An 18,704-nucleotide genomic window follows, 5' to 3' on the forward strand; every position below is an offset into this window, starting at 1 on the left:
GATGGCAGAAGCCGATACTTCACCGCGCATGAAGGCCAGTGACTTCCATCCCTATATTCTGGAAATTTTCGATGGCTATGTCCACGGCAAGCTGACCAAACGTGAATTCATCCGCGAAGCCGGTAAATTCGCGGCTGCGGGCGTCACCGGTCTTATGATACTTAACCAGTTGCAGCCCGATTATGCTTTGGCGCAGCAGGTTAAGGCCGACGATCCGGCAATTGTCACGTCGCGGGTGACGGTGCAAAGCCCCGATGGGCATGGCAGCATCAGCGGGTTGCTGGCGCGACCAGCCACGGCCAAGGGCAAGTTGCCAGCGGTATTGGTGATTCACGAGAATCGGGGGCTGAACCCGTATATTGAGGATGTCGTGCGTCGTCTCGCTAAGGCCGGTTATATGGCGTTTGGTCCCGATGGCCTGTCGTCAGTCGGCGGTTATCCGGGTAATGACGAAAAAGGCCGTGAGCTGCAGGCAAAGCTGAACCCTGGCAAATTATTGGAAGACTTTTTTGCCAGCTTTGAATTTCTGCGCGATCATGCCGACAGCACAAGCAAGGTTGGCGCGGTGGGTTTCTGCTACGGCGGCGGCGTCTGTAATGCGTTGGCTGTTGCCTATCCGGAAATGGCTGCGTCCGTGCCTTATTATGGTCGCCAACCAACTGCGGCCGAAGTTCCGGCCATTAAGGCGCCGCTGTTGATCCATTATGCCGAGGCCGACGAGCGCATCAACGCAGGCTGGCTCCCCTATCAGGCAGCGCTCATTGCGAACCAGAAGGCGTTTCAGGTGCATTTCTATCCGGGCACGCAGCATGGCTTCCATAATGACAGCACGCCCCGTTTTGACAAAGCAGCGGCAGACTTATCATGGGCCCGCACGCTCGCGTTTTTCGGGAAAAATCTGCGTTAGCGCCGGTCTTTGAAAAACGCCTGAAGCAGTTCCGCCGATTCGTCGGCGGATATGCCCGAATATATTTCGGGGCGATGATGCACCGTGGGCTGTTCAAACAAGCGCGGACCATGCGCCACAGCGCCGCCCTTAGGGTCCTCAGCGCCATAATAGAGGCGGGCTATGCGCGAATGGGCGATTGCGCCTGCACACATCGCACAGGGCTCTAGCGTGACCCACAAGTCGCATCCCGTGAGACGGTCATTGCCAAGATGCGCCGCAGCGGCCCGGATGGCGAGGATTTCGGCGTGGGCAGTGGGGTCATGATGCTCAAGCGGACGGTTGGCGCCACGGCCAATAATGACCCCATCCTTGACGACAATCGCGCCAACGGGCACTTCGCCTTGCGCGGCCGCTGCCTGCGCCAATTTGAGCGCTTCGTTCATCATTTCGCGGGCTTTAGACAACGGCATGTTAGTTTGCTAGCGTAGATTACTGCTTTTGACCACACATCGGCTTGACCTTTTCGGTGTGGAGCGTTAGGGGCAGCGACTTTCGCGGGACAGTGATTCCGCATACACTTTTTTATACAGGACATACATCATGGCGCGCATCTGCGAACTCACCGGTAAAGGCCGTCTGGTCGGCAACAATGTGAGCCACGCCAACAACAAAACCAAGCGTACATTCCTGCCTAACCTGCAGAATGTCACTTTGTTGTCGGATGCCCTTGAGCAGGGCTACAAGTTCCGCGTTTCGACCCACGGTCTGCGTTCGGTTGAGCATGTCGGCGGTCTCGACAACTGGTTGTTGAAGACTTCGGACGAGAAGCTCTCGACAAACGCGCGCAAGGTGAAAAAAGAAATCGCCAAGAAGCAAAAAGCTGCGGCGTAAGCCTGACGGCTGCTTTCACGGCCTTTAGCTAAAACGAATCAAAGCCGGGGGCAGCCACTGCCTCCGGTTTTTTCTTGTCCGATGCAGAGGGCAGCCGGAACTTCATCAATATCGTCCGCTGAAAAATGCTGAAATTATTGTCGGAAACAAGCCAGAGGTAAATCCGCGACCCCTCGGTTGTGACCGCGATGCCTTCCAAATTGTCGACCAACAATGGAGACGCCAATGAGGCCATTACCGTTCCCGCGGCGACCGCGCTCGTGCTGATGTCATTTGGGTTGAGCAGTGATATTTTTGCGGAAAATCCCTGCAGAAATCCAATCGAACGATTGACCAATGCGATTCGTCCATCGGGTAACTGCACGCCGTCCGTGACGCGATATCCCGGGGGCGGACGAAAGCGGAACTGGGTGATGGCGCTGCCCGGCTCAACGGGGTCGCCGGAAAACAGCAGGGCAGGGTGCGTCCCGTCGTCCACGCTTTCGGCGATAATGATGAACTGACCGTTTTGAAGCCTGATGATAGTTTCGGCGCCCTTATTCTTTGGCCAGTTTTGCATGGCTGCCGGGCGCACAATGCCCGTCAAACGCGCAAAGGAGCCAGAGTACCGCCGAATGGCATGATGCCCTTCAAAGCTCACCCAAAATTGGCCGCCATCGGGGTCGTAGGCAATGCCTTCGCTGTCCCGATCCTTATAATTGGTCTCGGGTCCATCCAAATTGGGCAGCGGCGCGATAAACGGCCGATCTGTGGTGGCATCGTTGGTCAGTCCAAAGCCAATTAATGTTCCTGCATCGCCGATGCCAACAAAGCGGCCATCCTTTAACGCCGTAAGCGCAGAAATTCCGCCAAAGTCGCTATTCTTGCTGCGTAATTCCCATGCCGCAATAAATTCCAGGCCGCCCACCTTGCGCATGGCCGGGTTGTCCGGATTGAGCTGCAGTGGCTTGAGCGAGATATCTTGGCTGTCACTTGGGTAAATTGTCCGGACACCGCCAACGGCGACAAATGCCAGCCCGATGCCCAGCGCAAGACGCTTAATCTTCGGTGACATAAAACTCCCATGCGCGTTCATCATTTGCTGGCTGAATATGAACGAAAGATAACAGACACATTCAGCATTCGGTCAATCACGCATCTTCATAAGGCAATTATTGGCAAAGCAAATCGCCGAATTGTCCAAGGCAGGCCTAGCCTGAAACCAAAGGAGTATCGAACGTGAGAAATTTGAAAAAAAGCATCGGTGCACTGGTACTTGCAGCAACGGCCGTAACCGGATTTTCCGCAACGCCAGTTCTCGCCCGTCATGGCAATGATGATGGCTATTACAGCCGCGGAGACCGTTATGACCGATATGACCGTCGTGAATATCGTCGTGGCGACCGCTATTATCGCAACAATGCCTACCGCGGCAATGCGCGTTGCGACAAGGGTACGGGCGGTACCGTCATTGGTGCAGTTGCAGGCGGTCTGCTTGGTAACGAAGTCTCCCGTCGTGGTAACAAAACCGAAGGCAGCATCATTGGTGCAGCCGTCGGTGCCTTGGCCGGTCGTGCAATCGACAAGTCGGACAGCAATTGCCGCCGCTACCGTTAAAATATCAGCCTTTCGTCCGGATGTGATCCCTGAACCTCATTCACATCCGGGCGGAACCCAATGTTAGGCTTGAGCCTGAATGTAATCCGCCAGCCTTCAACCGAGGGCTGGCATTTTCGTTTCAACTGAAACTTGTCTGCCTGCGCTTTATCCGGCAAAGCGCCGCAATGACTTCATCACTCGAATCCGCACGAACCGCCATCCGGCCCTTCCATCGCAAGTCTGAACCAGAAGTGCTTGCCCCATTGGTGGTCGCCGCCACTGTCGATGGCACAGCGCGCGCTGAAGTTGTGCGCACCGCGCGGAGCCTTTTGGCCGATTTGCGCCAGGTGCAAGCCGACGGTTGGGTGAACCAGTTTCTGCAAGAATATCGCTTGGGTACAGAGGAAGGCACGGCGCTGCTCTCGCTTGCAGAGGCGTTTTTGCGCGTGCCTGATCCCCAGACGGCTGATCTATTAATTGCCGACAAGCTGACGGAAGCGGAATGGGGCAACCATAAGGGGCAGTCATCAAGCTTGCTCGTGAACAGCGCGACGTGGGGACTTGTTCTGGGCAAAGCCGTTCTGGGCGACAGCACAAGCACGTTGAAGCGCCTGATTGCAAAGGCAGGCGAGCCATTTGTGCGTCAGGCCGTTGGCGCGGCGATGCGGCTGATGGGCCAAGTTTTCGTGATGGGCCGCGATATTGACGAAGCCATCAAGCGGATGGAATCAAAAGACAACCGCGGCTTCACCGCCAGTTTCGATATGCTTGGCGAAGCTGCGCGCACCAAAAATGACGCAGAACGATATTTCCAATCCTACGCCGCGGCTATCGCAGCCGTCGGTCGCAATGCGGCGCGCGGTCATAGTATCTCTGTAAAATTGTCGGCGCTGCACCCGCGATACGAAACCGCGCAGAGTGCAACATGCGTTCCAGAACTGGCCGATATGATTACGCAATTGGCGCGTTCCGCCGCCGCGCTTGGCGTGCAACTCACCATTGATGCCGAAGAAGCCGCGCGGCTCGAAATGAGCCTCGACATTATTGAACGCGTCGCGCGTGATCGTGCACTGCGCGGCTGGGATGGCTTAGGCATGGCAGTGCAAGCCTATTCCAAGCGTGCCCGTCCCGTCATCGCATGGGCCAACGCACTGGGCCATGACACGTCCCGCATCATGCAAGTGCGCCTCGTCAAAGGTGCCTATTGGGATAGCGAGATCAAACATGCGCAGGAACGCGGGCTAACCGACTTCCCATTGTTTACCCGCAAGCCGGCAACGGACGTATCCTACCTTGCGTGCGCCAAAGATATGTTTGAAGCTGCCAAAATTCGCCCCGCATTTGCAACGCATAACGCGCTTACCGTCGCGACGATTTTGCAATGGGCGGGGAACAATCGCGATTTTGAATTTCAACGCCTGCATGGAATGGGCGAAGGACTGTTTGAACGTCTTGTGCGCGAAGAAGGCTATCAGTGCCGCACCTACGCGCCGGTGGGCGGACATCGCGACTTGCTCGCTTATCTGGTCCGCAGATTGCTGGAAAATGGCGCCAACAGCAGTTTCGTGCACCAACTGGCCGACCAATCCATCAGTGAGGACGAGCTACTCGCAGATCCGGTAGAGAAAATCATGGCTGTTGGTGGTACAGGGCATCCGGCGATCGCAGCGCCTGCCGATCTTTTCCAGCCAGAGCGGACGAATAGCATTGGCATTGACCTTGATGATGCGGTGATCCTGCAGGAAACGGCAGCCCAGATCGCGCGCCCGGTTCAATTGGACAAGCAAACAACAGTTGCCCCCGAAGGTGCGGTGACCAAGGCGCTTGCCGCCTATCCTGCATGGTCAAATACCCCATTGGACGAACGCGCGGACTGTTTGGAACGATTGGCCGACCTGCTTGAGACGCACCGCAGCCGGTTAATGGCTATTTTGGTGCAAGAGGCGCGCAAAACCATCCCTGACGCGCTCTCCGAAGTACGCGAGGCGATTGATTTTTGCCGTTATTATGCCGCGCGCGCACGTACCGATTTGTGCGCTGTGGAATTGCCCGGCCCAACGGGCGAACGAAATATTCTGAGGCACGAAGGCAGGGGCGTTTGGGTTGCGATTGCGCCGTGGAATTTCCCGCTGGCTATATTTTTGGGACAAGTGGCCGCAGCATTGGTCACTGGCAATACCGTGGTCGCGAAGCCTGCCCCGCAAACACCCGCCATTGGGCAATTCGCAGTGGCGCTGGCACATGAAGCGGGTGTTCCCGAAGATGTGCTACAGATTGTTACTGGCGGTGGCGATGTTGGCGCTGCTTTGACCGCCGATGTCCGCATTGCGGGTGTGGTGTTTACTGGGTCCGTTCCCACCGCAAAGGCCATCGCGCGCAATTTGCTCGCTGATGATGCGCGGCCATTGGTGCCACTGATTGCGGAAACGGGTGGCTTGAACGCCATGATTGTCGATTCCACGGCTTTGTCCGAGCAAGTCGTTCGCGATATCATCATCTCTGGTTTTCAATCGGCGGGCCAGCGTTGTTCGGCGTTGCGGTTGTTGCTTCTGCAGGAGGATATCGCAGAACATACGCTTGAGATGCTGCGCGGCGCCATGGACATGTTGAACGTTGGCGATCCGGCTGATCCCGCTACCGACATCGGACCCGTCATTGATCAGGATTCCTATGACAAGCTGATGGCCTATCGGGCCGAGGTGAAGGACAGAATAGTTCACGCGATAGACGTTCCAGCCCAAGGCCTGTTTGTGCCGCCGACGGTTATCCGCCTGGACAATCTCGACGATCTGAACCGCGAATGGTTTGGCCCATTGGTGCATGTTGCAACATGGAAGGCTGGCGAACTTGAGGCGACAGTCGCGCGGGTGAATGCCAAGGGCTTTGGTCTGACGATGGGGCTTCACAGCCGGATTGCGGGCAGCAGTGCATTGGTCGAAAACCTTGCCCGCGTTGGCAATCTGTACATTAACCGGTCGATGATTGGCGCGGTGGTGGGCAGTCAGCCATTTGGTGGTGAAGGATTGTCTGGCACTGGTCCGAAAGCAGGCGGACCGCATTATTTGTACCGCTTCTGCGCCGAACGGACGACATCGGTCGATACAACAAGCGCGGGCGGCAACGCATCGTTGCTGTCGCTTGAGGACGATAGCTGACCTTCACCGTCAGTGAATGGTTCCCAAAGTTGTACGCGCGCTCAGCATGATGATGAGGCGTTCGATCTGGCGCCAGCGGCAATAATGCAGATGATTGCCAACGTTACGGCTCTTTATCGCGCGTTCGGCGGCTTCCATGCCCGCTTCTGGGCCGAATGTGTCCATTAATGTGTTGGCTTCAGCAACATCGCGCGGTTCGACATAGGGCGGCAGATACATAGAGACAGCGGCTTTCGATGGTTGTTTTGGGGCGCAGACGGGCCTGGGAGGATTGGCCCATCTGCAAAGCCTTATTACAAATTGCGTGTCGCGTTTCCGTCAAAGCAATTGGTTAGCGCACGTTAAGCATGAACATCGGGCTTGCTAGGCTGCGGCACTTGGTGGCAAAGAGCGATTATGTCTGAAACACAAAACAATCAGCCCCGCCTTGCCGGCGGTATTTTCGTCGCTCTCGGTTTGTTAATCGGCGCTATTTTGGGCGTCGCACTGGATCAACCATCCGCCGGATTGGTTATCGGTATGACAATCGGTAGCCTGATCGCGGTGGCGATATGGTTGTTTGATCGTAAACGAAGCACATAGGGGTCAGAAAAATGTGGAAGCATGTTCGCAACATTGTGTTGATATTCATCGCGTTGGCGCTTGCTGGCGTGTGGTACATTACGCGACCTGACGTCGCGCAATTGCCGTTGGATGCAGTGACCGGGCCTAAGCCCAATATCACTGAGGGCCGCGAACAGATTTTCCCGACCATTAAGGTTGCTGAGGTTGACCGCTGGAAAGCCGGCGAAGCACCAATTGCTGCGCCGGGTCTGGTTGTCGAGCGCTTTGCAGAAAGTCTCGACCATCCCCGCAACATGTATGTCCTGCCCAATGGTGACGTTCTCGTCGCCGAAACAAATTCTCCGCCGCGCGAATCCGGCGGTATTGAAGGGTTCGTCATGAAATGGCTGATGGGCAAGGCTGGCGCTGGTGTGCCGTCTGCCAACCGCATCACATTGCTGCGTGACGCCAATGGAGATGGCAAGGCTGAATTGAAAACACCGTTCCTGACGGGGTTGAACTCGCCATTTGGCATGGTGCTGATCCGCGATACTTTATATGTTGCGAACACCGATGGATTGATGGCCTTTCCATACAAGACAGGCGACACGCAAATTACCGCGAAGGGTAAAGAGCTTACAAAGTTTAATGCAAAGGCACCAAACAACCATTGGACGCGTAACCTTGCCGCATCGCCCGATGGAAAGAAGATCTACATTTCGGTCGGGTCAAACAGCAACATTGCTGAACATGGGATAGAGTCCGAAAATGGCCGCGCGATGGTGTTCGAATATGACATCGCCAAGGACAAGAAAATTCCATATGCCATCGGTTTGCGCAACCCCGTCGGCCTCGATTGGGATAGCCGTGGACGCCTGTGGACGGTTGTCAACGAACGCGACATGCTTGGTTCGGATCTGGTGCCCGATTATCTTGCCCTTGTGGAATTTGGTGCCGATTATGGATGGCCGCAGCATTATTGGGGTGGGTACACCGATCACCGCGTTTCACCACCGAAACCAGAAAAGCGGGAATATGAACGCCGCCCTGATTACGCCTTGGGTGCGCATACGGCCCCCTTGGGCCTTGCCTTTGGCTATAAGGGTAAATTGGGCGCTGGACTGACCGATGGTGCGTTTGTTGCGCGCCACGGCTCTTGGAACCGCAAGCCTGTGTCTGGTTATGACGTAATCTTCGTGCCCTTTCCAAAAGGAGAGCCTGTAGGAAAGCCGGTCAACATTTTGACTGGGTTCCTGGACAAAGACGGCAAAGCGCAGGGGCGGCCAACGATGGTTGTGATCGCAAAGGACGGTTCGCTTTTGGTCAGCGACGATGTGGGCAATATTGTTTGGCGGGTTCGGGCGAAAAGCTAGGGTCAGGACCTAAATCCGTCGGCCCGCGCGGCCGGCAAGTTCCACTGTGTAATGCCATGCTATGCGGCCCGACCGGCCGCCACGGCTTTGCGCGAAACTTAAGGCATCGGCCTCGTCCCAATCGAGGTCGAAATGCGCCGCGTAGCTGCCAACCATTTTCAGATAGGCATCCTGATCGGGATATTGAAAACCGAGCTTAAGGCCAAACCGGTCCGCCAGCGCCAGGCTGTCGTCGATGGCATCGCGTCCGCCCGTATCCGGATCCGCGCCATTTTCTCTTTCAACGATGTTCCGGCGGTTGGACGTCACGCACAAGCGGACATTGTTCGGGCGGGCTTCAACGCCGCCTTCCAGCAGCGACCGCAACAGACGCGCGCTTTGGTCATTGGGCTCGAAAGAAATATCGTCCACGAACAATAGATATCGGCGGCCTGATGCAGCAAGCTCGTCGAATAACGCAGGCATGCTGGTGATTTGGTTCGCCGCTGCCTCGACAAGCGCAATGAAAAAGCCTTCTTCTTGCAACGCCGCGACCACCGATTTGACGAGGGCAGATTTCCCCATCCCGCGTGCACCCCACAAAAGGACATCATGCGCTGCAGCACCCGAAGCATGCCGCCTGCTGTTTTCGATCAGGTCGGCTTTTTGCCGGTCGATACCAACGATCAGGTCAAGCGGCAGTGGCTTAAAATCGTGCACCGGCGCCAATGCCGTGCCGTTCCAATGATAGGCCGGACGGGACGATAGGTCCGTCGGTGGCGATGGCGGCGGTGATAGCCGCTCCAGCGCCTCAGCAATGCGTTTGAGTGTGTGGTCGTTCAAGCCGCCAAATCCTCGGCATCCAATGCGTAGAGCAAGTCGGCACCGGCCATTGCGCTGCCTTTGAAAGCAAAGGCTTCGGGAACCATGACGTCCAGATAATAACGGCAGGCGACAATTTTGGCCTTCAGGAACGGGCTCGTATCTCCGGCGTCGATTTCTGTTTGAGCCGCCTGCAATTGCTTCAGCATCAGCCACCCTGCGGTCACGACGGACATCATGTTGGTGTAGGCGTAACTGCCCGCGAGGCGATCATCCACGCTTGCGCTCAACATATATTCTGTCACTTCAGCGCAGGCCGCGCTCAATGCCGAAAGGCCCGGTTGGTCGCTGGCGTCTTGCGAAATGGCCGCGAGATGGTTCCGAATGACATCGCCGCCTTGCATCGCGAGTTTACGCCCGACGAGATCGGCGGCCTGAATGCCGTTGGTCCCTTCATAAATCGCGGCAATACGGATATCGCGATAAAACTGGGCTGCGCCGGTTTCCTCAACAAAGCCCATTCCGCCATGCACCTGAATACCCAGCGAGGCGATCTCGCTGCCCATGTCGGTGCCGTAGGTCTTGGCCAGCGGCGTCAGCAGATCAACCATCTCCTGCGCCCCAGCTTCGCCGAGCGTGGCGCGGTCAACATAGCCCGACGCCAGATAGAGCAAGGCCCGTATCGCTTGCGTGCCCGCTTTCATGCGGAGCAGCATGCGGCGGACATCGGGATGTTCGACAATCGCGACGGACTCGCGCGACGGGCCGCTTGCTTTGGCCGATTGAACCCGTTCACGGGCAAACCAGATGGCTTTTTGCGTTGCCGCTTCGGCGATTTGAACGCCTTGCAACCCTACGTTTAGCCGCGCGTTATTCATCATCGTGAACATCGCCCGCATTCCGCCAAATTCAGGGCCGATCAATTCGCCAATACATTCACCCTCTTCGCCAAAAGCGAGCACGCAGGTTGGGGAGGCATTAATGCCCATCTTATGTTCGATTGATACGACCTTGATATCATTCGCTTTGGTAAAGCTGCCATCTTCGGCAACCTGATATTTCGGGACCAGAAACAGCGAAATGCCCTTGGTTCCAGCCGGGCCATCGGGCGTGCGTGCCAGCACGAGATGGACGATGTTTTCGGCCATATCATGGTCACCAAAGCTGATATATATTTTGGTGCCTTTGATTTGGTAGGTGCCATCGCCGCGCGGTGTCGCGGTCGATTTCAGCGCGCCGACATCGGAGCCTGCCTGTGGCTCTGTCAGGTTCATCGTGCCTGACCATTCGCCAGTTGATAGTTTTGGCAGGAACAGTTGCTTTTGCCGGTCTGACCCATGGTGGTTGATGGCTTCGATCGCGCCGACGGACAGGATCGGACACAGGGCAAATGCCATGTTTGCTGCGCCCAAGGAATCCAGCGCAACGGTCGCCATCGAAAATGGCAGGCCCTGGCCACCGAACGCCGACGGCGCGTTTATCGAGCCCCAGCCATTGGCCACATAGGCTTTGTATGCGGCTACAAAACCTTCGGGCATGACGACTTTGCCATCTTTCAAACGCGCACCAACGGTGTCGCCTATCCGGTTGAGTGGGGCAAATTCGCCCTCGGCAAATGCGCCAATGCCTTCCACAATCGCTTGCACCATATCGGGTGTGGCGTCGGCGAAGCGGTCATGTTGCGACAAGGCTTCGATACCTACGATATGCTTCAGGACAAATGCTTGTTCAGTAACGGGTGCAGAAAAGGCCATGATCAATAAAAAATCCTGTTAAATCGTGTCGACGAAGGCCTATAGCCGCGAATGATGTTTGGCTCAAATACCTTGGGGAATGGCTGGGTCCTGCCCGCTGATGACGCTGCAATAACGGCCGCGATGGAGCTTTTGCGTTCCGGTCAAATCGTCGCGATTCCCACCGAGACGGTATATGGCCTCGCGGCGGACGCCAGCAATGCCGATGCGGTGGCCAAGATCTACGCGGCCAAGGGGCGTCCAGACTTTAACCCGTTGATTGTGCATGTGGCCGACCAATTAGCCGCCGAAAATTTGGCTGAATTCAGCCCGATGGCACATCAATTGGCGCAGGCATTTTGGCCGGGGCCGCTTACGCTTGTGCTGCCCCTCAGGGCTGATGCCGACATCGCTGGTGCCGTTACGGCTGGTTTGCCGACCATTGCATTACGCTGCCCCGCCCATCCCGTCATGCAGGCACTGCTTAAAAAAACCGGCCTGAACATTGCAGCGCCGTCCGCAAACAAAAGCGGCGGTATTAGCCCGACCCGTGCCGAACATGTGCTTGCGGGGCTTGGCGGTGCGGTTCCGATGATCTTGGATGGAGGGCCTTGTTCTGCGGGACTCGAATCCACCATTGTTGCCGTACGTGACAATGGTTGGCAGATATTGAGACCGGGTCCAGTCACCGCCGCGGATATTGAGCTGGTTCTAAGGACTAGCCCCTTAAAGCCGTCGGGCAATAATATTGAAGCGCCCGGGCAATTGGCGAGCCATTATGCACCGTCAAAGCTTTTGCGCTTAAACGCGATCCAACCAGAACCCGGCGAATGGCATATCGGGTTCGGGGCAATGGAGGGCAATGATAATTTGTCCGCGTCCGGAGACCTAGCGCAGGCCGCAGCCAATCTGTTTGACGCGCTACACAGGGCCGATGCGAGCGCCGCATTATCCATATCGGTCGCGCCGATACCGCACGAAGGGATTGGCGTCGCGATTAACGACCGGCTGCAACGGGCATCGATCCCGTGAAGTGGGCTGCGGGCATCCTGTTGATGGCGGCATGGATAACCCCAAGTGATGCCGCTGCGCCTGCAGATGTGGCGGCGTACCAAGCGTTGGCCCAGCAAGATCTTCGGTTGGCGACCATCGGCTATCGGCTTGCCCTAGCAAATGTGCCGTTTTGCGACCGAAAAACATTAAGCCCCGGCTGGGTATTGCATGACGAAGCCCAATATCCCGACAACGGTCTCGCAAAGACAGCTTTCGTTTTTCGGTCACCGGTGGCGATCTCGTCGGTTGTGGCCGGTGGCGGGGCCGCGCAGCTAGGGCTTCAGGCGGGCGATGGCATTACGGCGGTTGACGGCATTGACGTGACTGGCCCTAACATCGTGAAGAATGGGCGCGCAACGGCGCGGGTTGCGAAAATACAGACCCTTTTAGAGGCCGCCTTCGCCAAAACCGGAACGGCGGTCGTGTCCATGAAGACGGCAGCTGGACCCAAACAAGTGAAGTTGCAACCGTCCGCCATATGTTCGTCACAATTTTGGGTGGATACCAAGACGAAGTTGGACGCCGGCGCAGATGGTGTTTCCGTGCGCGTTACCCAAGGGCTGATGACCTTTGCTGCTGCGGATGATGCAGAGCTGGCGGCGGTGGTTGCGCACGAAATGGCGCATAATTTGCTTCGGCACAGGGATAGGTTGGTGGCAACAGGTGGTGCAAAAAAGCAGGTTCTCACGACAGAAATAGAAGCAGACCGCCTTTCGGTTTGGTTGATGCAGAACGCGGGATATGATCCGGCGGCAGCGGTGCGTTTCATTGAGCGATTTGGCCGCAAAACCAGCCTTGGCATTTTTCCGGACGGAAGCCACTTGCGTTGGCGCAATCGGCAAATGCTTATGCAGGCGGAAATTGTCGGCATGATGCAGGTTGATGCACGAAACGGTCTTCGGTCACCGCCTCTGTTGCGTCTGTCGAACTAGGTCCTGACCCTAGAAAATAAGTTGCATATCAAAATGCTATTTCATCCCAGCGCGCTCTGGCCTATCGCGTGATGTATAGCAGTGCAGGGGAGAGCAAATTGCCTACATCGAAGCGAATCTTGATTGGGCTTTTGCCGATTGTTGCACTTGCCGGCTGTGGTGAGGCATCGGGCAGCAAAAAGGCTGCGGTCGAAACAGCGCAGGTTGTGCGCGTGTTCACCGTGGAAAAGGAAAACCTTCAGCGTGAAATTAGCGCGGTGGGAACGGTGCGGTATCGGCGCGAAACGCCGCTTGGCTTCACCACCCCCGGAAAAGTCGCCGTTGTTCGCTTTGAAGAAGGTGATTTTGTAAAGCGCGGCGCATTATTGTCGGCGTTGGATTCTACGACTGTTGGCGCTGACGTAAGCGTGTCCGTCGCCGAAAGAGACCGTGCGCGCGCCGAGTTTGAACGCGTGCGTTCGTTATATGCCGACGGTTGGATAACCAAAGCGCGTTTTGAAGCAGCAGACGCTGCGGTAAAAGCTGCTGATGCCCGCGTCCGGCAGGCTGGCTTTGCGCGCAGCACGGCGCAGCTGTATGCACCATCAAGCGGCGTCGTTCTGCAGCGCAACGTCCAACCAGGACAAGTTATCGCGGCAGGTATGCCCGCGCTCATATTGGGTGAAGCAGATGAAGGCTTTGTCTTTCGCGTCCCCATCGTCGACCGTGACGCGTCAAAATTGCGCGTAGGTATGACGGCAGACATCATGATCGAATCGTCCGGCGAAGCGCCTGTTTCGGCTACCATTTCGGAAATCGATGGACGCGCGAATGAGGCAACGGGCGCGTTCACCGTGCAATTCCGGCTGCCCTCGCGCCCAAACTTGCGTTCGGGGCAAATTGGAACGGCCAATATCAAGCTTCCTGCCATGGAAAGCGGGGACCTGCTGCAGATTCCAGCTACCGCATTGTTCGGCGTCCGCACCGGAGAAGGCCTTGTATACATTGTCGCAAAAAACAATCGCGTCGAAACGCGCAATGTTGCGATTGAACGTGTGTCTGATACATTCGTGACTGTGTCCGGTGGCATAAAGCCGGGGGACAAGATCGTGACGTCGGGGTTGGAAAAACTGCGAACGGGATCGCCTGTCCGCATTATCGCGACGCAGCCTTAACAGATGCATATCGCCGAAATCGCCATCCGCCGGTGGCAATTAACCTTAGTGCTGTTTACGCTGCTGTGCGCGCTTGGATTCTCAGCATTCCAGCAAGTGCCGCGCGCGGTTGATCCGCATTTTTCGATGCCGGTCGTGTCGATCGTTGCCGCGCAACCCGGCGCGGACGCAGCGGAGATTGAGCAGACGATTACCAAGCCAATCGAAGAGCTTGTTCAGGGCCTGGAAGACGTTCAAAGCGTGAATTCGACCAGCAGCGATGGCAACGCCGTCATTCGGGCGGAATTCGACTGGTCGGGCGACCCTGATCAATATTTCAACGACACCGTTCGCGAAGTAACGGCCATCCGCAGCCAACTCCCGGCCGATTTGCAAAAGCTGCAGTTCGAAAAAATTCGAACGACGAATGCATCCATTCTGCAAATCGCGTTGCTCAGCGAGACGGCCAGTTGGTACCGTATGGAAAAATATGCGCGGGATATCAGCGAAGCATTGGGGCGTTACAAAGAAGTCCGGCAGTCCGAAATTTATGGGCTGCCTCAACCCGAAATAACCGTCGCCATCAACTCGGGACGTTTGGCCGAGTTGCGCATTCCCGCAAGCGCCGTGGTTGACGCAATCCGTCTGGCTGGGGCTGATGTGCCAGCCGGTGCCGTCACCAGCGGCGCACGCCGTTTTAACATCGAAGCAGGGGGCGCGTTTCGCGACCTTGATCGCATACGCAATTTGCCCATCCGTACCAATGATGGAACCTTATTGCGCGTCGGCGATGTTGCAGACATTAAAATGGGATCGGCCGAACAGCGCGTAAAGGTCAGCCATAATGGCCAACGCGGGGTATTCATTACGGCCAACCAAAAGCAGGGCACGGACGCGACGAAGCTTCGCAATCGGTTAATCCAAGAGCTTGAGATTCAAAAGAAGCTGCTTCCGCCCGATATAAAGGCTGTCGTTGAGTTTGATCAAAGCCGGGATATTCGCAAGCGTCTTCAGGAACTTGCCCGCGACTTCACCCTTGCGTTGTTTTTGGTGCTGATCACGCTGCTGCCATTGGGCTGGCGCGCGTCGGTGATTGTGATGATATCGATCCCGCTGTCGGTTGCCTCGGGATTGCTGGCGATTTCGGCATATGGATTTAACCTCAGCCAGCTTGTGGTCGCGGGCTTTATTCTGACGCTTGGTTTGCTGGTGGACGATTCAATCGTCGTTGTCGAAAACATCGCGCGACATTTGCGGATGGGCAAAGGCAGGAACCAAGCGGCTATCGACGGCACCAAAGAAATCACCATGGCGGTCTTGGGATCAACGGGTGTTTTGGTGTTTGCCTTCCTTCCGCTCTTCTTTTTGCCGGAGGGGGCGGGTAAATTCACCCAAAGCTTCATCGGCACTATCGTGTCAACGATTACCGCCTCGATGATCGTATCGCTGACTATTGTGCCGTTCCTTGCCAGTCGTATCTTGAAGCGGGAAGAGCATGAGGGCGGCAACCCATTACTTCAGTGGCTGATGCTGAAGATTGACAAATTTTATCACCCGCTGCTGCATTGGGCGTTGGATAGACCGCGGCGGTCGGTGTGGGGCGCCCTTGCGGTCACCTGCGCGGCATTTCTTTTCATCCCATTGCTCGGTTTCAGCCTGTTTCCAAATGCGGACACGTCCTATTTTCGCGTCACGGTGGAATCCGAACAAGGCGCCAGCATTGCAGAAACGGGTCGCATCGTTCGGCAAGTTTCCGAGATTTTGAAGACCGAGCCCGCGATTAAAGTCCGCGCCGAAAATGTCGGCGCATATAATCCGCCTGTCTTTTACAATGTTTTCCAACGCGGCGAAAACCCGACTCATGGCGAAGTATTGGCTATCATGGACAATTGGGAGGGGTCCAAATCCCGCGCGATGGTCGACCGGCTGCGTAAGAAATTTGACGAGATATCTGGCGCGCGCATTAAGCTGGTATTGTTCCAAAACGGAGCGCCGATAAACGCGCCTGTCGAATTCCGGGTATATGGGCCCGACCAAAACGAACTCAAACGTATTGCCGCCAAAATGGAGATGGCGCTGCGCGAAACGCCCGGGGCCCGAGACGTCAACAACCCAGTTGCCTTTGACCGCATTGACCTTGATATCCGGGTCGATGACGCAAAAGCGGCCCTGCTTGAAGTGCCCGCAGGCGCCGCACGCCGGGCGGTCCGACTAGCCATCAGCGGTGAGCGTGCGGGCACATTCCGGGACGAGGAGGGTGACAGCTATCCCATCATTGTGCGGCACCCCCTTACCGATACCCAGCCCATATCGGCGTTGGAATCCATCTATGTGTCCAACCGAAGCGGACAGGCGGTTTCGTTGGCGGAGATTTCCAATCCGACCTTGGAATCAACGCCAGCTGCCATCTACCGCTATAATCTGCAACGTAATGTCAGCGTGACCGCGCAGGTATCCGACGGTGCGGTCATTTCAAAGGTGAACCTGGACGCGCAGAAGAAGATGGACGCCATTCCCCTTAAGCCCGGATATAGTATTGCGGTCGGCGGTGAGGCGGAAAAAATCAATGAGACATTCGCCGGTTTTGGTCCGGTTGTCATCGTTGCCCTATTTAGCATCTTCGCCATTCTTGTGGCCGAATTTGGACGGTTCAAAGAGGCATTGGTTGTCGCAGGCGTTATCCCGTTGGGTACGTTTGGTGGCCTTATTGCGCTCCTTGTTACCGGTAACAACCTCTCGTTTTTAGCAGTCATTGGTTTTATCGCGCTCATCGGGATTGAAATTAAAAACTCGATCCTGCTCGTCGATTTTACCAGCCAATTGCGCGCCAGCGGCTATGCGCTACGTGAAGCCATTGAAAAGGCCGGAGAGGTACGTTTCCTTCCGGTGTTGTTGACATCGGTAACGGCCATTGGCGGACTTATGCCACTCGCACTTTTTGGCGGTAGTCTTTATGGGCCACTGGCGATCGTATTGATCGGGGGGTTGATTTCTTCGACTGTGCTATCACGTATCGTCACACCAGCCATGTATTTGCTGGTCGTACGCGGGGACGTCGCGAAGGCGCCAGATTCCATTCAAGTTCAAGGATAAGCACATGTCACATGATGAAGCGATTTTCGCCGGCGGTTGTTTCTGGTGCACGGAGGCTGTTTTTGGCCAGTTGGCCGGCGTGCACAGCGTCGAAAGCGGATATATTGGTGGGACTACAGTTGATCCCACATATAAAGAGGTTTGCGGCGGTCAAACGGGGCATGCCGAAGCCATCCGTATTGCCTTTGACGCCGAAGTCATCAGCTATGCCGATTTGCTGGAGATATTTTTTGCAACGCACGATCCGACGCAATTAAACCGTCAGGGGAATGACGTCGGGACGCAATATCGGTCGGCAATTTTCCCGTTGAATGATGATCAACGTGCTGCCGCTGAAGCAGGCATCGCCAAAGCCGCGGCGGACTGGCCCGCGCCTATTGTCACCGCGATTGAAGGCCCTGCGACCTGGTATCCTGCAGAAGATTATCATCAGGAATATTGGGAGGGTGAAGGCCAGCGGAACGCATATTGTCTGGCTGTCATTCCGCCCAAGCTTGCAAAGCTGAAAAAGGGATTTGCCGAACGGCTAGCCGACTCCGCATAGACAATGCAGATTGGCGCGTTAAGTATACGTCATGACACATAAACCTGTTCGAAAAGCCATATTCCCTGTCGCGGGTCTCGGCACCCGCTTTTTGCCTGCGACAAAGGCCATTCCGAAAGAAATGCTGCCGATAGTCGACAGTCCGCTCATCCAATATGCGGTCGATGAGGCGCGTGAAGCGGGTATCGAGCAGATGATATTCGTGACGGGTCGCTGTAAGAGCGCAATTGAAGACCATTTCGATATCGCGTTCGAGCTTGAGCACACAATGGCGGCGCGTGGCAAAGACACATCGGTGTTGGCCAGCTCACGCCTGACACCGGGCAACTGCGTGTATGTGCGGCAGCAGGAACCACTGGGACTTGGGCACGCAATTTGGTGCGCGCGCGACATCGTTGGTGATGAGCCCTTCGCCATATTCCTTCCTGATGAGTTTATGCACGGATCACCGGGATGCATGAAGCAGATGGTCGACGCTTATCAGAACATTGGCGGCAACGTCATCAGCGTGCTTGAAGTGCCCCGGCACGCGGTATCAAGCTACGGCGTTATTGCGCCCGGCGCGGCGCGTGGCGCGATTACTGAGGTGCTCGGCCTCGTTGAAAAGCCAAAGGTTGAGGACGCGCCATCGAACCTGATCGTTTCAGGCCGTTACATCCTTCAGCCTGAAGTGATGCATATTTTGGAAGGCCAAGAAAAAGGCGCTGGTGGCGAGATACAGCTAACCGATGCCATGGCGCAGATGCTCGGTAAGCAACCTTTTCATGCCGTCACATTTGACGGAAATCGCTACGACTGTGGATCAAAAGTAGGTTACATCGAAGCCAACTTGGCGTTAGCGCTGCAAAGGCCGGATATGGCCGATGAAGTTCGCGCCATTGCGGTCAATCTTTTAAAATAGGCCTGTTGCGCGGGATATTGGGTTTTTCGAAATGCGTTTGATTATTTGTGCTTTGCTGTGTGTGCTCCTCCAAGGATGCGTTGCT

At 56.0% G+C, this 18,704-nt stretch carries 17 protein-coding genes; 12 read left to right on the forward strand and 5 right to left on the reverse strand.

Annotated elements, in window-relative coordinates; all coding sequences use genetic code 11:
• The first annotated feature begins 1 nt into the window (after position 1).
• A complete protein-coding gene (gene yghX, locus GGR91_RS02975) occupies positions 2-907 on the forward strand; it encodes a YghX family hydrolase (protein WP_183939908.1) in 906 nt (301 codons plus the stop codon).
• On the opposite strand, the gene tadA is transcribed toward yghX, so the two are convergent.
• Positions 904-1,359, reverse strand: coding sequence for a tRNA adenosine(34) deaminase TadA (gene tadA, locus GGR91_RS02980; protein ID WP_246337028.1), 456 nt, complete (start codon positions 1,357-1,359; stop codon positions 904-906). The two genes, yghX and tadA, sit on opposite strands and share 4 nt — an antisense overlap.
• Before the next feature lie 130 nt (positions 1,360-1,489).
• Between tadA and rpmB the strand changes: the two genes are divergently transcribed.
• The gene (rpmB, locus tag GGR91_RS02985; protein ID WP_125230549.1) at positions 1,490-1,780 is read left to right on the forward strand and encodes a 50S ribosomal protein L28; all 291 of its coding nucleotides are present in this window, start codon (positions 1,490-1,492) and stop codon (positions 1,778-1,780) included.
• 28 nt (positions 1,781-1,808) lie between these two features.
• Here rpmB and GGR91_RS02990 read toward each other — a convergent pair whose 3' ends face one another.
• Complete coding sequence (locus GGR91_RS02990) at positions 1,809-2,834, reverse strand: esterase-like activity of phytase family protein (protein ID WP_183939910.1); 1,026 nt, start codon at positions 2,832-2,834, stop codon at positions 1,809-1,811.
• 164 nt (positions 2,835-2,998) lie between these two features.
• Between GGR91_RS02990 and GGR91_RS02995 the strand changes: the two genes are divergently transcribed.
• Positions 2,999-3,376, forward strand: a complete 378-nt coding sequence (locus tag GGR91_RS02995) for a glycine zipper 2TM domain-containing protein (protein WP_407698385.1) — start codon at positions 2,999-3,001, stop codon at positions 3,374-3,376.
• Positions 3,377-3,543: 167 nt separating this feature from the next.
• Positions 3,544-6,513: an L-glutamate gamma-semialdehyde dehydrogenase gene (locus GGR91_RS03000; protein WP_183939912.1), complete on the forward strand. Its 2,970-nt coding sequence runs from the start codon at positions 3,544-3,546 to the stop codon at positions 6,511-6,513.
• A gap of 9 nt (positions 6,514-6,522) precedes the next feature.
• Here GGR91_RS03000 and GGR91_RS03005 read toward each other — a convergent pair whose 3' ends face one another.
• Positions 6,523-6,732, reverse strand: a complete 210-nt coding sequence (locus tag GGR91_RS03005) for a hypothetical protein (protein ID WP_183939914.1) — start codon at positions 6,730-6,732, stop codon at positions 6,523-6,525.
• 177 nt (positions 6,733-6,909) lie between these two features.
• On the opposite strand from GGR91_RS03005, the gene GGR91_RS03010 reads away from it, so the two are divergent.
• Both GGR91_RS03010 and GGR91_RS03015 read left to right on the forward strand, forming a co-directional pair.
• Positions 6,910-7,095: a hypothetical protein gene (locus GGR91_RS03010; protein ID WP_183939916.1), complete on the forward strand. Its 186-nt coding sequence runs from the start codon at positions 6,910-6,912 to the stop codon at positions 7,093-7,095.
• A gap of 11 nt (positions 7,096-7,106) precedes the next feature.
• Entirely contained in the window at positions 7,107-8,429 is a 1,323-nt protein-coding gene (locus tag GGR91_RS03015) for a PQQ-dependent sugar dehydrogenase (RefSeq protein ID WP_183939918.1), read from the forward strand.
• A gap of 9 nt (positions 8,430-8,438) precedes the next feature.
• Here GGR91_RS03015 and GGR91_RS03020 read toward each other — a convergent pair whose 3' ends face one another.
• Both GGR91_RS03020 and GGR91_RS03025 read right to left on the reverse strand, forming a co-directional pair.
• Complete coding sequence (locus tag GGR91_RS03020; protein ID WP_183939921.1) at positions 8,439-9,251, reverse strand: ATP-binding protein; 813 nt, start codon at positions 9,249-9,251, stop codon at positions 8,439-8,441.
• Positions 9,248-10,984 carry an acyl-CoA dehydrogenase gene (locus GGR91_RS03025; RefSeq protein ID WP_183939923.1) on the reverse strand — a complete coding sequence of 579 codons (1,737 nt, stop codon included), beginning with the start codon at positions 10,982-10,984 and terminating at the stop codon, positions 9,248-9,250. The genes GGR91_RS03020 and GGR91_RS03025 overlap by 4 nt, the downstream gene beginning before the upstream one ends.
• A gap of 54 nt (positions 10,985-11,038) precedes the next feature.
• Here GGR91_RS03025 and GGR91_RS03030 point away from each other — a divergent pair, with 54 nt between their 5' ends.
• The 6 genes from GGR91_RS03030 (at position 11,039) to galU (ending at position 18,619) form a co-directional block, all read left to right on the forward strand.
• Positions 11,039-11,995, forward strand: coding sequence for an L-threonylcarbamoyladenylate synthase (locus GGR91_RS03030; protein WP_183941529.1), 957 nt, complete (start codon positions 11,039-11,041; stop codon positions 11,993-11,995).
• Positions 11,992-12,948 carry a M48 family metalloprotease gene (locus GGR91_RS03035; RefSeq protein ID WP_183939925.1) on the forward strand — a complete coding sequence of 319 codons (957 nt, stop codon included), beginning with the start codon at positions 11,992-11,994 and terminating at the stop codon, positions 12,946-12,948. Before GGR91_RS03030 ends, GGR91_RS03035 begins: the two co-directional genes overlap by 4 nt.
• A 119-nt stretch (positions 12,949-13,067) precedes the next feature.
• Positions 13,068-14,102: an efflux RND transporter periplasmic adaptor subunit gene (locus GGR91_RS03040; protein ID WP_183939926.1), complete on the forward strand. Its 1,035-nt coding sequence runs from the start codon at positions 13,068-13,070 to the stop codon at positions 14,100-14,102.
• A gap of 3 nt (positions 14,103-14,105) precedes the next feature.
• Positions 14,106-17,174 (forward strand): efflux RND transporter permease subunit, encoded by a 3,069-nt coding sequence (locus GGR91_RS03045; protein WP_183939928.1) that lies wholly within the window; start codon positions 14,106-14,108, stop codon positions 17,172-17,174.
• A gap of 4 nt (positions 17,175-17,178) precedes the next feature.
• A complete protein-coding gene (gene msrA / locus GGR91_RS03050; RefSeq protein ID WP_183939930.1) occupies positions 17,179-17,718 on the forward strand; it encodes a peptide-methionine (S)-S-oxide reductase MsrA in 540 nt (179 codons plus the stop codon).
• Positions 17,719-17,749: 31 nt separating this feature from the next.
• Positions 17,750-18,619, forward strand: a complete 870-nt coding sequence (galU, locus tag GGR91_RS03055; RefSeq protein WP_183939932.1) for a UTP--glucose-1-phosphate uridylyltransferase GalU — start codon at positions 17,750-17,752, stop codon at positions 18,617-18,619.
• Positions 18,620-18,704 lie beyond the last annotated feature (85 nt).

Source organism: Sphingorhabdus rigui, from assembly GCF_014196595.1.
Lineage (GTDB): Bacteria > Pseudomonadota > Alphaproteobacteria > Sphingomonadales > Sphingomonadaceae > Sphingorhabdus_B > Sphingorhabdus_B rigui.